The organism is Candidatus Thiodubiliella endoseptemdiera (genome assembly GCF_964212635.1).
Taxonomy (GTDB): Bacteria; Pseudomonadota; Gammaproteobacteria; order PS1; family Pseudothioglobaceae; genus Thiodubiliella; species Thiodubiliella endoseptemdiera.
This window is the reverse complement of sequence record NZ_OZ156463.1, coordinates 1,145,863-1,161,371: the sequence shown is the minus strand read 5'-3', so window position 1 is coordinate 1,161,371 and position 15,509 is coordinate 1,145,863. Positions and strand designations below refer to the sequence as shown.

The following is a 15,509-nucleotide window of genomic DNA, read 5'->3' as shown; positions in this document are numbered from 1 at the left end:
ATTTTGTATGGCTATTATTAACAAATTATCCATTCATCAATTTCGTAATTTAAATACTCAATTTATCACCCCTTGTAAAGGAATTAATTTATTCATTAGTGATAATGCTCAAGGGAAAACTAATCTAATTGAAGCCATTTATTACTTAGGCCATAACCGTTCATTTAAAACAAAAAATCTGAAAGACATTATTAATTTTGAATCTAAATTATTTCAACTTAGTGCCGAGGTGGATAAAAATAAAATAAAATTAGAAAAATCAAAAATCAAAACCAGCGTTATCATCAATCAACAAAAAGTAGGTAACGCATCAAAACTCAGTCGTTTATTACCCATTCAAATTATCACCCCGGATAAAGGATTTATTGTCAACGGTACCCCTAAAAATAAGCGTTCTTATTTAGATTGGGGAGTGTTCCACGTGAAACCAGAAACTATTAAAACCTTTAAAGCTTATAATAAAATCTTAAAAAATATCAATTCATTATTAAGTAAAAATCAAACCAATGAATTGGATTTTTGGTTTTTAGAGTTGGCAAAATTTTCTGCTGTAATTAATAAAAGCCGATTGGATTATTTACAACAACTTAAAGAAACTTTATTTTCTAATAAAGTCAAAATTCTAGATACATTGATTGACTCAAAAGAACAATTTAATTATGTATTTTCATCGGGTTGGCCTAAAGAAGTTGACGCCCTTAATGAGAATAATATTTATCAATATTTACAGAAAAATACTGCTTTATTATTACGTATAAAATATTTAAATTATGGTTCACATAAAGCTAATATTAATTTTACCTTTGACAATAGAAATGAATGCTTTTTTTCAAGAGGTGAGCAAAAAACTTTATCTATTATTTTTTGGCTAACACAAGTGGTATTGCTTATTAATTTAGGTATAAAACCGATTGTTTTAATTGATGATTTATCTTCTGAATTGGATAATACTAAAGTTAATATTATTTTACAATATTTAAAAATACTCAAAGTACAAACCTTTATAACTGATATCAGTCACAACTTAACCACTATTAAACATATAAATCCCACTATTTTTAAGATTAATCAAGGTGAAATTACACTACAAAAATAAACAAGAATAAGATGATAAAAATTCCTATCATGGTATAATCAACTTCATTATTTTATAAGTGTATTTAGGTAACTATGTCCGAACAACAAGCATATGAAGCATCAAGTATTAAGGTTTTAAAGGGTCTTGATGCCGTTAGAAAACGCCCAGGAATGTATATTGGCGATACTGATGATGGAACAGGTTTACATCACATGGTATTTGAAGTTGTTGATAATGCGATTGATGAAGCATTAGCTGGACACTGTTCTAAAATCAATATTACTATTCACGAGGACCAGTCAGTTTCTGTGACTGATGATGGTCGGGGTATTCCAACCGATATTCATCCAGAAGAAGGTATTAGTGCAGCAGAAGTTATTATGACTATTTTGCACGCTGGTGGTAAATTTGATGATAATTCTTATAAAGTTTCTGGCGGTTTACACGGTGTCGGTGTGTCGGTGGTGAATGCACTTTCTGAAACAGTCAAATTAATTGTACACCGTAATGGCGAAATCCATGAGCAAAATTATTCATTAGGTGTGCCAGATGCACCAATGAGAGTAACAGGTAAAACAGATACAACAGGAACAACAATCCACTTTAAACCCAGCCCTGAAATTTTTGCCATTACTGAATTCAAATATGATATTTTGGCCAACCGTGTGCGTGAATTATCATTCTTAAATTCAGGTGTGCATATTGAAATTCAAGAATTAGCCACTGATCGTAAAGATGTATTTGAATATGACGGTGGTATCACTGCTTTTGTTGAGCATTTAAACAAAGCAAAAACCCCTATCCATAATGACATTATTGCCATTTCAGCAGAACGCGATGACATTCAAATTGATGTAGCATTGCAATGGAGTGATTCATACCAAGAAAGTATTTATTGCTTTACTAATAACATTCCGCAACGAGATGGCGGCGCTCACTTAGCAGGTTTTAGAGGTGCGTTAACCAGAACGCTGAATAATTATATTGATAATTCGGGTTTAGCAAAAAAAGAAAAAGCTAATATTACTGGTGAAGACACACGCGAAGGATTGACAGCAATTGTTTCCGTTAAAGTGCCAGACCCTAAATTCTCATCACAAACAAAAGACAAATTAGTATCTAGTGAAGTGCGTGCACCAGTTGAATCAGCGCTGAATGAAAAATTAGGTGAATACCTATTAGAAAATCCAACTGAAGCAAAAATTATCATTGGTAAAATTTTAGAGGCTTCAAGAGCGCGCGATGCGGCACGAAAAGCCAGAGAGATGACTCGTCGTAAAGGGGCGTTAGATATCGCCGGCTTACCGGGAAAATTGAGCGATTGCCAAACAAAAGACCCTGCCGAAAGTGAAATTTTTCTTGTGGAAGGAGATTCTGCAGGAGGATCTGCTAAGCAAGGTCGTGATCGTCGCACGCAAGCAATTTTGCCACTTAAAGGTAAAATCTTAAATGTTGAAAAAGCTCGCTTTGAAAAAATGTTGGGTTCTGCCGAAGTGGGGACTTTAATTACCGCACTTGGTTGTGGTATTGGTAAAGAAGAATACAATATTGAAAAATTGCGTTATCATAAAATTGTGATTATGACCGATGCAGATGTTGATGGCGCACATATTCGTACTTTACTATTAACTTTCTTTTATCGCTATTTACCTGAGTTGATTGAAAATGGGTATTTGTATATCGCCCAACCACCTTTGTATAAAATCAAAAAAGGTAAGCAAGAACAATATTTGAAAGATGATGCGGAATTAAATGAATATTTGTTGCAAGAAGCAATCAGAGGCGCTAATGTATTTAGTAACAAGCAAGCACCTGCAATTTCGGGGCTTGCCTTAGAATCAGCGGTGAAAGAGTTTTATCAAATTAACAACATAATTGAAAAATTATCAAAAAAAATCAATCCTATTTTATTGCGTGCTATTGCAAAAACAAATCCGCTTAAAGACTTAAAAGATAAGAAAAAAGTTAATAATTGGGTAACAGAATTACAACAAATATTAGCATACGACTTGTCACCAGCACATAAACACATCGTTGTTTTTAATGAGAAAACAGATGAAATTGAACACACCTTGTCTGTATATGGTGTAGATACTGATGTCGATAAACTTGGTGTAGGTTTTTTTGATTCAACAGATTATGATGCGATTAGAAAATTCTCAGAAGAAATTGAAAATATGATTACTGATGAGTCTTTTGTAGAGAAAAAAGAAAAAATTATATCGGTAAAAAGTTTTTCAGAAGTGGTAACTTTCTTAATGGACGATGCAAAGAAAGGGCAAAGTTTCCAGCGTTATAAAGGCTTAGGTGAAATGAATCCAGAACAATTATGGGAGACCACAATGAATCAAGAAAATAGAATTTTATTAAAAGTGAAGATTGAAGATGCGATGGTTGCAGATGAAGTTTTTACTACATTAATGGGCGATGAGGTAGAGCCACGAAGGAATTTTATTGAAGAAAATGCGTTGTCTGTCGATAATTTAGATTTTTAAACTTATCCATACATAGGAGAATAATATGTCAAAGAAACACCCTGTAGTAGTAGTTACTGGTTCGTCAGGTGCAGGAACTACTTTTGTAAAGCGTGCGTTTGAGCACATTTTTGAGAAAGAAAACATTAAACCATTGATTGTTGAAGGTGACAGTTTTCATAAATATGACCGTGTAGCGATGAAAGCAGCGGTGGCAGAACAAAAAGCACAAGGTAATAACTTCTTTTCACACTTTGGACCGAATACCAATTTATTCAAAAAAATTGAACAATCTTTTAAAGATTATGGCACCACAGGTGAATGCGACCGTCGCTACTACATCCATTCTGATGAAGAAGCAACTGAACATAATACAAGATTAAGTTCAGACCTTAACCCAGGTCAATTTACCCCATGGGAAAAAGTCGGTGCAGGTACCGATTTATTATTTTATGAAGGTTTACATGGTGCTGTAGTGGCAGATGGCGTAGATATGGCACAATATGGCGACCTAAAAATCGGTGTTGTCCCCAGTATCAATCTTGAATGGATTCAAAAAATTCATCGTGATAATGCTGAGCGAGGCTATTCTGCCGAGGAAACAGTCGATACAATTTTAAGTAGAATGCCTGATTATATCAACTATATCACCCCACAATTTTCACAAACGGACATTAATTTCCAGCGTATTGCAACGGTAGATACTTCCAATCCTTTTATTGCACGTGACATCCCCACACCTGATGAATCACTTGTGGTAATTCATTTTAATAATTTAGAAAAAACCCCAGCTGATTTCACTCAAGTAAAAACCTTAATTGAAGGTTCGTTTATGTCCAGACGCAATACAATTGTTGTTCCGGGTAACAAAATGGGCTTAGCGATGGAAGTTATTTTATATCCAATTATTCATAAGATGATTGAAGATAAATAACTCAAGTCACGCCTTTAAAAACCCCATCTATTCGATGGGGTTTTTTAGTTAAAGAATTCAAAAAATACGCTATTATGAGTATAAAAAAAGTGCCAAAAAAACCCAGTTTCTTCCAATTCTTTTTATATTGGTTAAAACTTGGTTTCATTAGTTTTGGGGGTCCTGCAGGACAAATTTCAATGATGCATCAAGAGTTAGTAGAAAAACGCCGTTGGATTTCCGAACATCGTTTTCTACATGCACTCAATTACACAATGATATTACCTGGTCCAGAAGCACAACAATTGGCGACTTATATCGGCTGGCTAATGTTTGGTGTTGGCGGTGGACTGGTTGCTGGTATTTTGTTCGTGTTACCTTCTTTGTTTATTCTCAGTGCCTTGACTTGGGTCTATCTCGCCTATGGCGATATAAGTGCAGTATCGGGCATCTTATATGGCATCAAACCCGCAGTCACCGCCATTGTCTTATTCGCTGCTTATCGTATTGGTAGAAAAGCCCTATCAAACAATGTATTAAGAATTTTGGCAGTCTTAGCATTTATTGCCATATACCAATTCAGTATCCCTTTCCCTTATATTGTTTTAAGTGCGGTTATTATCGGCTATATAGGTGCAAAACTCTCACCTAATACTTTTAAAAGCGGTACACATCATGGCAATACAAAAGATAACCTCGCTCCTGCACTCATTGACGATGACACCCCTATCCCCAATTACGCCAAATTTAAATGGTCGCGCTTAATTGGCTTTGCCGTGATTGGTATTGGACTCGGTTTCTTAGTAATGAGTCAATTAGATAGCAAGGTATTACAAACAATGGGCATTTTTTTTACCAAAGCTGCTGTAGTCACTTTTGGTGGTGCTTACGCAGTCTTGCCTTATATTTATCAAGGCGGCGTTGATCAGTATCAATGGCTAACCGCTCACCAAATGATGGATGGATTAGCACTCGGTGAAACCACACCTGGACCCCTAATTATGGTGGTTGCCTTTGTTGGCTTTGTCGGTGCCACTGTTAAAGAAATCTTTGGTCCAGAACAAATACTAATAGCGGGTTTTGTCGGTGCGTTAGTTGCCACTTTTTTCACCTTTCTACCTTCATTTTTATTTATATTTTTAGGTGGTCCAGGCATTGAAGCTACCCGGGGTAACTTAAAATTCAGCGCCCCCTTGTCAGCCGTAACAGCTTCTGTAGTCGGTGTGATTGTTAATTTGGCTGTATTTTTCGCCTTGGCTACACTCTATCAAAACCAACAAATCAATTGGGTATCCCTCGCCATCACTGGGGCAGCATTCATTGCACTATTTCGTTTCAAGATTAGTATTATGAGTGTGATTGCTGTGAGTGCGTTGATCGGTTTTGGATTGACAATCTTGGCCTGATATCAAAAATATATTAAACATCGCAGATAAACCCATAAAAAATAAAGGTTTCTTTAGAGACCTTTGCATAAATATGAATAATCATCAAAACGCCATCTTTCATCAAATTACAAACTTTTTAAAAACACCCTTAGCCCTGCTAGGAGTGGATTTAAAAAATTTCCAATTTAATAAAATCTGTCATTTTGCTAATCATCCCTATTTATGCAAAGGTCTCCTTTAATTATTAAAACTATATCACTAAATTATTATATCAATGTATAATAATACTTAGAAGATTGTGTTTTAACTCTGAAGTTTTTCGTGATTTTCTAACAGGTGGTCGTTTTTTTATTTATTCTCCCACAGTTTATGTTTTGACGGCTACCTACTTTATTTAAAAATACCTATAAGTTGAGTTGATTTGTAGGTATTTTTTTTGGAATTGAATTAATGTAGGGTGTTTGTGGCGACATAGTCTTGCTTGGAAGGTTGCAAGGTTTCTTGGATGAACAAAGTACCCATACGCACGAATTCTATGATTTCGCTTAAATCATTGGCATTTTCTTCATTGTCTAAAACATTGCCATCGAGCTGTGCTATTTCACTGAAATCTTTAATCATTTCCAAGACATCTTCGTCGTGTGTGGATATTTTTTGCAAGCCTAGACCAACTAAAAATCCTTGACACCATTGAATTAATGTATCAGCTTGCTCTCTGAGGGTGCAATTTTCATCGGCAATTAATAATTGAAAGTTGAGTGTGGCATCGTCAAGTTGTGAGAGTGTGGTGTTATAGATTTGGGCTAATTTTTCGTGGGCTTCTTTTTCGTTAAGGTTGTTGAGGTCAATGCTGACCAGCACTTCATTGAGCCAGTCGTCTAATTTTACCTCTGGTCTGATGCAGGAAAATCCACACAAAATCCCATGTGCGCTAGCAATAGTATCATCGGTATTGAGTTTATGCAGCACATTTTTTACTTCGTCATAGTCCAGCGTATTGTTTGCCATTTTTATCATAGTTTGCCTGCCAAAATTGCCATCACCGCCATACGCACTGCGATGCCGTTGGTAACCTGTTGGAGAATAACGGATTGCTCGCTATCGGCAACTGATGAATCAATTTCAACACCACGATTAATCGGGCCGGGGTGCATAACAATCGCATCAGGTTTTGCCAGTGCCAAGCGTTCAGGGGTTAAGCCGTAATGCTCAAAATAATCTTGCTCATTGGGAATATCTAACATACGCTCTTTTTGCAAACGCAACATCATCACTACATCGCATCCTTCAAGCCCCGCTTGAATAGTATCAAAACATTGCACTGCTTCACAGGGTTTGGCATTGTATTGCAGCCCTTTAGGCGCAACTAAGCGAATGTCCTTTGTGCCTAAGGTTTTTAATGCTTGAATGCCCGAATGTGCCACACGAGAATGTAGAATATCACCAACAATAGCCACCGACAAGCCTTTAAAATGATGTTTGTGCTGGCGAATAGTGAGCATATCCAATAACGCCTGTGTCGGGTGAGCATTAACCCCATCACCGGCATTAAGAATAGCGGTATTACCAATATTTTCAGCGACATAATGAGGTAAACCGCTTTGTTTGTGGCGAATCACAAACATATCAATTTGCATCGCTTTGAGCGTGTGCATAGTATCAAGTAGCGACTCATTTTTTTTAGTCGCTGAGTTGGCTAAATCGACATTAATAATATTTGCACTAGTACGCTTGCCTGCAATTTCAAAGGTATTTCGAGTCCGAGTTGAGGGTTCGAAAAACAAGTTGGCAATACTCATATCGTCAAGTGCTTTGGATTTTTTTAGATTTCCTTTATCATCAATCAGCCCATCGGCGACATCAAGAATATGCGTTAAATGTTGTTTAGAAAGCCCTTCAAGCCCCAATAAATGAATTAATTTACCAGAGGAATCTAACTGTATGTCGTTACTAATTAATTCTTTTTGCATTAAAGATTTTCCTCTATCCAAGTTTGCAAAATCAGAGCAGCAGAGCGTTTATCTACTTCCCCGCGTTTAGCGTTAGGGTGATAATGGCAGTATTTTAATTGTTTTTTAGCCTCAAATGAAGATAAATGTTCATCAATAAATACCGTCTCAACGCTATATCTGTCAGTTAATTTGCGTCCAAAAGATTGGGCAATAAACGACATTTCTTGTTTTTCTCCATCTTTGCCTAGTGGCAATCCAACCACAAATAAACGCACATTATGTGCCTTAACAATCTTATCATATTGCTCAAAATCTATCGAACCATCCTTATTATTAGTTACCACTTGAATACCATTCGCCGTATTGGTCAGGCTATTGGCAATGGCAACCCCAGTGCGTTTTGTACCGACATCAAAACCCAAATAAGTGTCAATGTCCACGGCGTTGCTTGTGTAAGTTTTGTAATAACTGATAACCCACATAACCATCAATAGGCAAGCCATTTGCACGCTGATAATCACGCACCGCCGCCCGAGTTTTAGACCCAGGAATGCCATCAGCATCGCCTGCATCAAAACCCAATTGCTTAAGCGCAGTCTGAATAAGTTTAATATCGTCACGATTTAAAGAGGGCTCAGTAATCGGTTTGGCAATCAAAGTGCGTTTTTCCTGCAAACGGTCAGACAAATGCCCAACCGACAAGGCGTAAAGAATGGAGCGATTCCACCTAAGAATGGTGCGAAAGTTTCTATATACCAAAAAAGCAGGGCCTTTATGCCCCATCGGCAAAATTAACGAGGCTTTGCGTTTGAGCAACGAGGCGGAAAAACCTTTCCCATCCGCCCGAACAACCCCCAAATTTTGCCATGCTTGAACGGTTTTTTTAATCTTTAAATTCGCCAATGACGACTTAAAATCCACAGCAACTTTAACCTCGTCTCCCCAGCGCTCCCCTCTATGCCAACCAATATTTTTGAGAAAATTAGAGCCCGAATGAAAAATATCTTTGAGCCCACCCCACAAATTTAATATCCCATTTTCATCCGCATCAATCGCATAAGCAGCCACATTGCTCGGCATAAACTGCAAGTTCCCCATTGCCCCTGCCCACGAACCTTTGACACTTAGTGGCAGTTTGCCTTGGTCAATGAGCTCAAGTAAAATCAACAATTCCCGAGTAAAAAATCCTCGCCTGCGTAAATCAAAACTTAAAGTTGCCAGTGAACGCACTAAATTCATTTTGCCGACATTTTTGCCGTAATTCGTCTCCAGCCCCCAAAACGCCACTAAAATTGACGGCGGCACCCCATACTTTTGATACACATTGTTAAGTAATATTTGGTTTTCTTCAAGCTTAACTCGACCTTTGGTTAAGCGTTTTTCACTCACTCTGGAATTTATATAACGCCAAAAATTCAAAGTAAACTCTGCCTGATTGCGGTCAAACTTAATAATTTTTGGGTCAGGGGTCAGTCCTTTGAAGGCGCGATCAAGTGTTGCTGAGGAAATTCCTTTTTTGATTGCTTTAACCCGAATCGTGCCTAAGAATGTTTTAAAGCTTTGCGCATTGTCGGCGTCAAGGGTATCATCTGTGTGAAATGCAAAGGCCGGCAACGCTGAAATAGTGAGAATAAAGAATAATATGAATCGAAACATAGCAAAATTATACCTTATCAGCCTTGTGTTTTTAGTGCTTGGTGCTTGTGGTAAAAGTGAGCGAACTCAGTCCTTTTCTGGGGTAACAATGGGGACTGCCTACACGGTTAAAATCGCTGACGATACCGACATTTCACAGCAAAAAATTGATGACAGATTGATGCAAATTAACCAAATATTTTCAACTTGGGATGTTGAATCTGAATTGTCTTTGCTCAACAAACAGCCGATTAACCAGTGGATTTCAGTCTCTGATGAATTGTTTTATGTTTTAAAAGCATCCAAAGAAATTGAGCAAGAAACGAATGGATATTTTGATTCAGGCATTGGGCGTTTAATTGATGTATGGGGTTTTGGGGTGAAAAAAATCACACAAAAACCAATTCAAAAAAATATAGACCGAGCATTTAAAAATAGTTCCATCCGTTATTTAACTCTTAAAGACGGGCAACATAAAGCTATTATAAAAACTAGAAATATCCACATCAACTTATCCGCCATTGCCAAAGGCTACGCCGTGGATGCTATTGCTACCCTACTCAAGACCTCAAACTATTTAGTAGAAATCGGTGGCGAGGTTCGAACCCACGGCACCAGCCACGGCAAACAATGGACAATCGGTATTGAGCAACCGAATAACACCCAGCCAATCGCAATCACACTTAACGATCAAGCCATTGCCACCTCAGGTGACTACCGCAACTATTCCATTTGGAATGGCACTCGCTATCATCATATCCTCAACCCAAACACTGGACGCCCTGCCAACAGCAATTTAGCCTCCGTCAGTGTTATTCATCCGCAAACAATGATAGCTGACGCTTACGCCACCGCCATGCTAGCAATGGGCAGTCACAATGCGGCGATACTGGCAAAACGATTGGGATTGTCAGTGATTTTGATTTTGAATCAACAGCATAATTTTGAGGTAATTAAGATAAACCATTAAATGCCATCCCTCACCCCTTACATCCATGCTTTCAGCTACCATACCCCAGTTTTATCCTTATTGACTATCTACGCAACGCACCCAAAGACGACACAGGCGATTGGCTAATCACCCTCAATAAAGAGACCTTTGCATAAATATGAATAATCATCAAAACGCCATCTTTCATCAAATTACAAACTTTTTAAAAACACCCTTAGCCCTGCTAGGAGTGGATTTAAAAAATTTCCAATTTAATAAAATCTGTCATTTTGCTAATCATCCCTATTTATGCAAAGGTCTCTACTGCAATATCAGGAAAAATGTTGAATAAATTACACCCCAACCCTAATTATTGATTATTGTGTTAGTGCTACTCAGTGGTTCCACGGTGATCTTTTGGAAATGCTGTGGTGGCAAGAGTTGGTATCAGATTTGCATTTTCTATTTTTGGATTAGGGATATGTATTTACAACGAATTAAACACTATGTGTGTACAATAATGACACCAAAAATAGTTAGGACACCCTTATAATGGCAGACAACGAAAAACTTCAAGAATCACAACCCAGTATTATTTCTTTTGTAAAAGATTTACCTAATTTATGTTCGCTTACTGGTTTGGCTTGCACAATATTAGCCATTTACTTTAGTATTTTAGGTATTTATTATGCAGCAATGATAGGGATGATTTGGGCGGTTGCATTTGACTGGGCAGATGGACTTATTGCACGAAAGATGAAAGGCAGAACCAGTAAACAGGGATTCTTTGGTGGACAACTCGATTCATTAATAGACATTGTAAACTATGGTGTATCTCCAGCCATACTGCTTTTAAGTTATGGAAAATTTGACCCCATATTCTTACCCGGAATGTTTATTATTATTTCTGCCAGTGCTATTAGATTGAGTTATTTCAATACTTTCGGTCTTGCCAATGGAAAAAAATACACAGGAATGGCGCTTGATAATAACAATATGATTCTTGTTTTTATATTTCTCTTTGAGGGTGTTTTTAGTGCAGAAATATTTACAGTTATCTTGTATATTAGTTGTTTAGGGCTTGCCACTTTAAATGTTTCACAAATCCAAACACCAAAACTTTCTGGGCAAACTATTAATGTTATCATCCTTGCTATTTATACACTTGTAATAACTGCTATTTATAGCTGGAAACTTTTATAGGGTGCCCTTAAAGAATCCATCACAATTTTAGTAAAATATAATAGAGACCTTTGCATAAATAGGGATGATTAGCAAAATGACAGATTTTATTAAATTGGAAATTTTTTAAATCCACTCCTAGCAGGGCTAAGGGTGTTTTTAAAAAGTTTGTAATTTGATGAAAGATGGCGTTTTGATGATTATTCATATTTATGCAAAGGTCTCAATAATAAAATTCATTTTAATTTAGGAGTTAAACATAATGATTGTATATACCGTAGGTACCTTTGATTTATTGCATGTAGGTCATTTGGCTTTGTTAGAATATTGCGCCACGATAGGTGATACAGTTGCTGTTGGAATAGCCTCTGATGAAGTCGTCAAACTCTACAAACCTAATACCCCCGCTATCCCCCTTGAGCAACGCATTGAAATGCTTAAAGCACTTCGCTGTGTGGATATTGTGCTTCCATACCATGAACTAGATTATCTTACTGTTTGTAAAAAAATTAAAGCAGATATTTTTGTTATTGGACAGGATTGGGGTAGAAAGCCCCATAACCAAGATGTAGAAAATTATTTTGATGAACAAGAAAAAAAGGTGATTCAAATTAAGTATAGTCCAAGAAATTCCTCTACTAAAATAAAGCAAAATATTATACATCAGTATAATAAAACAAGAAAATAAAGGCATATGAGACCTTTGCATAAATATGAATAATCATCAAAACGCCATCTTTCATCAAATTACAAACTTTTTAAAAACACCCTTAGCCCTCTAGGAGTGGATTTAAAAAATTTCCAATTTAATAAAATCTGTCATTTTGCTAATCATCCCTATTTATGCAAAGGTCTCAGATAAAATATTAAATAAAAACTTCCTACGCAACTTTAAATATATGAAGCCACTTGCAGAAAATTTAAGACCACAAAATTTGGATGAATTCTTTGGGCAGTCACATTTGTTGAATGAGACGCATCCACTAAGGCAGGCGTTGGATAAAAAGCAGTTGCATTCAATGATTTTATGGGGGCCGTCGGGGGTGGGGAAGACGACACTGGCACAGATTATTGCTAATCAGGTGGATGGGCATTTTGAGCAAATTAGTGCGGTCTTAGATGGGGTTAAGGAATTGCGAGCGGTGGTTGAAAATGCGAAGAAATTCCAGAATATCGGGCAGAAAACGGTTTTATTTGTTGATGAAATTCATCGTTTTAATAAGGCACAGCAGGACGGATTTTTGCCTCATATTGAGTCGGGGTTGATAACACTGATTGGGGCAACGACTGAAAATCCATCGTTTGAGTTAAATCGTGCATTGTTATCAAGAGTGAGCGTGTATGTGCTGGAAGTGTTGAACGCTTCGGCGTTAGCACAAATTTTGCAACGGGCATTGGCACACGAAAAATTAGAGGCAATGGACGAGGATGCACGGCTCAGCGTGATAAATTCAAGTGGGGGCGATGCACGCCGATTGATTAATATTGTTGAACAGATTGCTTTGGCGAAATTGGACAAATTGGATGGCGTATCGGTGGGGAATTTGTTGCAGAAAAAAATTAGTGCATTTGATAAAGGCGGGGATATTTTTTATCAGCAACTCTCGGCATTTCATAAGTCGATACGAGGGTCGTCGCCTGACGGGGCATTATATTGGATGGCGAGAATGTTGGTAGCAGGATGCGATGCGAAAACGATTGCCCGACGATTATTGGCAATTGCCTCGGAAGACATTGGCAATGCTGACCCTCGTGCCTTAGAAATTACACTGAATGCTTGGCAAATTTTTGAACGAGTGGGGGCAAAAGAAGGCAATCGTGCCATCGCTCAAGCTGCAGTATATTGTGCAGTCGCGCCTAAATCTAATGCGGTTTATAGTGCTTTTAATCAAGCGATGAGTGCAGCCCAAGACAGTGCTGATTTGAATGTTCCAAAGCATTTGTGCAACGCGCCAACTGCATTGATGAATGAATTGGGCTATGGTAAAGGCTATCGCTATGCGCATAACGAGCAAGGCGGATTTGCCAAAGGGCAAACTTACTTCCCCGAAGAATTAGGCGAACAAGTATATTATCAGCCCGTTGATAGGGGCTTAGAGATTAAAATTAGTGAAAAATTAAAACAACTCAGGGGTAACAAATGACCTTTTTCCCAACAGTTTTTGCCATCGGCATTGGTGCAACAATCGGCGCTAGCCTGCGTTATTATTTAACGATATTGATTAATTCAATTTTTGGATATGGATTTCCTTATGGCACTTTAAGTGCGAATCTCATCGGCTCATTTTTTGCAGGTATTTTGGTGGTGATTGTTTTGGAAAAAGCAATGTTGAATGAAGCTTACCGATTGTTACTTTTGGTTGGTTTCACTGGTTCTTTAACCACAATGTCAACACTTTCATGGGAATCGGTTGAGATGATTAGTATGGGACATTACGCGCAAGCCAGTCTTAATATTTTATTGAATATTACACTGTCTCTGTCGGCAGTGGGCGTAGGGGTTGTGCTTGCGCGTTATTTATTGGGAAACTAGTACTGAGAGACCTTTGCATAAATATGAATAATCATCAAAACGCCATCTTTCATCAAATTACAAACTTTTTAAAAACACCCTTAGCCCTGCTAGGAGTGGATTTAAAAAATTTCCAATTTAATAAAATCTGTCATTTTGCTAATCATCCCTATTTATGCAAAGGTCTCAGCATGGCAAAATTTAAAACTACCTTGATTATTGATGATGCAGTTGAATCTGGTGCCAGTATTAACCAAATTGCTTGCAAGTTACATTACTGGCAGTTTGAATGATTTTGAGGTTATTTCCGGGGTTTGATTTGTTGCTCAATTGCATCAAATAGCACACCAGCAATATTAAGGTTAAATTGCGTATCTAGTTCACGAATGCAGGTTGGACTGGTGACATTAATTTCAGTGATGAAATCACCAATCACATCTAATCCGACAAACATTAAGTCTTTAGCTTTTAAAGTAGGCGCTATTTGTTCGCACAGCCAATAGTCGCGTTTATTTAAGGGCTGTCCAACACCTGTTGCGCCAGCAGCGAGATTACCTTTGAAATTGCCTTTTGCGGGGATGCGGGCTAAGGCATAATCAATCGGTTTGCCGTTGATGATAAGAATGCGCTTATCACCTTTGACGATGTCGGGCAAGAATTCTTGCGCCATAATCGGGCGATTACCGTTGTCGGTGAGGCGTTTTAGAGTGGTGTCAATGTTACTATCACCTATGCTAAATTTGAAAATATCATGACCACCCATTCCATCTAGTGGCTTGACCACAGCGGTTTTTTGAGATTTAATGAAGGCTTTGATTTGTGTTTGACTGCTACTGACTAAAGTATTTGGCAAGCAATTTGGAAAATTCAAAGCGAAAAGTTTTTCATTCGCATCTCGCAATGACTGGGCTTTATTAACAACCAACACCCCTTGTTTTTCCGCCTGCTCTAAAAAATAAGTGGCGTAAATATAATTCATATCGAACGGCGGGTCTTTACGCATCAAAATCACCTTAAAGTCACTAAGAGGTATTTTTTCTACGGGTTGTTTTTCAAACCAAGATGTCAAATCATCCCTTACCTTAGTTAGCGAGGCATTGGCGTAAACCACCCCTGCTTCTGCAAATAAATCGTTGCTATCAAAGGTGTAAATCGTATGCGAACGGCGTGAAGCCTCCAACATCATAGCCAGAGAAGAGTCTTTTTTCGGATTGATATTAGCGATATCATCCATTAATACTGCGATTTTCATAGTAGACATTATAGAGGCTTTTGGCAGTATAGTAGTTCTTGTAGATAAGGTGGATTATTATAAAAACTTCATCAGAGTTTTTAAAGACACTCTTATTTACCCTGGCACCAGCCAATTAATTAAAATTCTCTGAGACCTTTGCATAAATAGGGATGATTAGCAAAATGACAGATTTTATTAAATTGGAAATTT

At 37.5% G+C, this 15,509-nt stretch carries 18 protein-coding genes; 12 read left to right on the top strand and 6 right to left on the bottom strand.

The features are described from left to right. Positions 1 to 7 precede the first annotated feature (7 nt). The 5 genes from AB8525_RS06055 to AB8525_RS06035 all read left to right on the top strand — a co-directional run bounded on the left by AB8525_RS06055 (position 8) and on the right by AB8525_RS06035 (position 6,094). Positions 8 to 1,096: a DNA replication/repair protein RecF gene (locus AB8525_RS06055; RefSeq protein ID WP_369176856.1), complete on the top strand. Its 1,089-nt coding sequence runs from the start codon at positions 8 to 10 to the stop codon at positions 1,094 to 1,096. A 74-nt stretch (positions 1,097 to 1,170) separates the two neighbouring features. Beyond that, on the top strand, positions 1,171 to 3,573 hold the full coding sequence (gene gyrB, locus AB8525_RS06050; protein ID WP_369176854.1) for a DNA topoisomerase (ATP-hydrolyzing) subunit B: 2,403 nt from the start codon (positions 1,171 to 1,173) through the stop codon (positions 3,571 to 3,573). Positions 3,574 to 3,598: 25 nt separating this feature from the next. Then, positions 3,599 to 4,486, top strand: coding sequence for a phosphoribulokinase (locus AB8525_RS06045; RefSeq protein ID WP_369176852.1), 888 nt, complete (start codon positions 3,599 to 3,601; stop codon positions 4,484 to 4,486). Between the two features lie 74 nt (positions 4,487 to 4,560). Then, positions 4,561 to 5,871: a chromate efflux transporter gene (gene chrA / locus AB8525_RS06040; RefSeq protein ID WP_369176850.1), complete on the top strand. Its 1,311-nt coding sequence runs from the start codon at positions 4,561 to 4,563 to the stop codon at positions 5,869 to 5,871. Positions 5,872 to 5,944: 73 nt separating this feature from the next. Then, positions 5,945 to 6,094 carry a hypothetical protein gene (locus tag AB8525_RS06035; protein ID WP_369150108.1) on the top strand — a complete coding sequence of 50 codons (150 nt, stop codon included), beginning with the start codon at positions 5,945 to 5,947 and terminating at the stop codon, positions 6,092 to 6,094. Between the two features lie 206 nt (positions 6,095 to 6,300). On the opposite strand, the gene AB8525_RS06030 is transcribed toward AB8525_RS06035, so the two are convergent. Genes AB8525_RS06030 through AB8525_RS06015 form a run of 4 tightly spaced genes read right to left on the bottom strand, consistent with a single transcriptional unit; the run spans position 6,301 to position 9,419 of the window. After that, positions 6,301 to 6,870 carry a UPF0149 family protein gene (locus tag AB8525_RS06030; RefSeq protein WP_369150130.1) on the bottom strand — a complete coding sequence of 190 codons (570 nt, stop codon included), beginning with the start codon at positions 6,868 to 6,870 and terminating at the stop codon, positions 6,301 to 6,303. Next, on the bottom strand, positions 6,867 to 7,823 hold the full coding sequence (locus tag AB8525_RS06025) for an aspartate carbamoyltransferase catalytic subunit (protein ID WP_369150128.1): 957 nt from the start codon (positions 7,821 to 7,823) through the stop codon (positions 6,867 to 6,869). Before AB8525_RS06025 ends, AB8525_RS06030 begins: the two co-directional genes overlap by 4 nt. Then, on the bottom strand, positions 7,823 to 8,287 hold the full coding sequence (ruvX, locus tag AB8525_RS06020) for a Holliday junction resolvase RuvX (protein WP_369150127.1): 465 nt from the start codon (positions 8,285 to 8,287) through the stop codon (positions 7,823 to 7,825). Before ruvX ends, AB8525_RS06025 begins: the two co-directional genes overlap by 1 nt. Continuing rightward, the gene (locus tag AB8525_RS06015) at positions 8,235 to 9,419 is read right to left on the bottom strand and encodes a lytic murein transglycosylase (RefSeq protein WP_369176849.1); all 1,185 of its coding nucleotides are present in this window, start codon (positions 9,417 to 9,419) and stop codon (positions 8,235 to 8,237) included. Before AB8525_RS06015 ends, ruvX begins: the two co-directional genes overlap by 53 nt. A 28-nt stretch (positions 9,420 to 9,447) precedes the next feature. On the opposite strand from AB8525_RS06015, the gene AB8525_RS06010 reads away from it, so the two are divergent. The 3 genes from AB8525_RS06010 to AB8525_RS06000 all read left to right on the top strand — a co-directional run bounded on the left by AB8525_RS06010 (position 9,448) and on the right by AB8525_RS06000 (position 11,574). Beyond that, the gene (locus AB8525_RS06010; protein ID WP_369176847.1) at positions 9,448 to 10,410 is read left to right on the top strand and encodes an FAD:protein FMN transferase; all 963 of its coding nucleotides are present in this window, start codon (positions 9,448 to 9,450) and stop codon (positions 10,408 to 10,410) included. Between the two features lie 139 nt (positions 10,411 to 10,549). Continuing rightward, on the top strand, positions 10,550 to 10,723 hold the full coding sequence (locus AB8525_RS06005) for a hypothetical protein (protein WP_369176845.1): 174 nt from the start codon (positions 10,550 to 10,552) through the stop codon (positions 10,721 to 10,723). Positions 10,724 to 10,923: 200 nt separating this feature from the next. Beyond that, positions 10,924 to 11,574, top strand: a complete 651-nt coding sequence (locus tag AB8525_RS06000) for a phosphatidylcholine/phosphatidylserine synthase (protein WP_369176844.1) — start codon at positions 10,924 to 10,926, stop codon at positions 11,572 to 11,574. Between the two features lie 19 nt (positions 11,575 to 11,593). Here AB8525_RS06000 and AB8525_RS05995 read toward each other — a convergent pair whose 3' ends face one another. Beyond that, positions 11,594 to 11,761 (bottom strand): hypothetical protein, encoded by a 168-nt coding sequence (locus AB8525_RS05995; RefSeq protein WP_369150122.1) that lies wholly within the window; start codon positions 11,759 to 11,761, stop codon positions 11,594 to 11,596. A gap of 54 nt (positions 11,762 to 11,815) precedes the next feature. Between AB8525_RS05995 and AB8525_RS05990 the strand changes: the two genes are divergently transcribed. From AB8525_RS05990 to AB8525_RS05975, 4 genes are all read left to right on the top strand, one after another. Further along, positions 11,816 to 12,241: an adenylyltransferase/cytidyltransferase family protein gene (locus AB8525_RS05990; protein WP_369150121.1), complete on the top strand. Its 426-nt coding sequence runs from the start codon at positions 11,816 to 11,818 to the stop codon at positions 12,239 to 12,241. 211 nt (positions 12,242 to 12,452) lie between these two features. Next, a complete protein-coding gene (locus AB8525_RS05985) occupies positions 12,453 to 13,697 on the top strand; it encodes a replication-associated recombination protein A (protein WP_369176842.1) in 1,245 nt (414 codons plus the stop codon). Further along, entirely contained in the window at positions 13,694 to 14,086 is a 393-nt protein-coding gene (crcB, locus tag AB8525_RS05980; protein WP_369150118.1) for a fluoride efflux transporter CrcB, read from the top strand. The genes AB8525_RS05985 and crcB overlap by 4 nt, the downstream gene beginning before the upstream one ends. 23 nt (positions 14,087 to 14,109) lie before the next feature. After that, on the top strand, positions 14,110 to 14,358 hold the full coding sequence (locus AB8525_RS05975) for a hypothetical protein (protein WP_369176840.1): 249 nt from the start codon (positions 14,110 to 14,112) through the stop codon (positions 14,356 to 14,358). 8 nt (positions 14,359 to 14,366) lie between these two features. Here the strand turns inward: AB8525_RS05975 and gshB are convergent, their stop codons facing one another. Next, a complete protein-coding gene (gene gshB / locus AB8525_RS05970; protein ID WP_369176838.1) occupies positions 14,367 to 15,326 on the bottom strand; it encodes a glutathione synthase in 960 nt (319 codons plus the stop codon). Positions 15,327 to 15,509 lie beyond the last annotated feature (183 nt).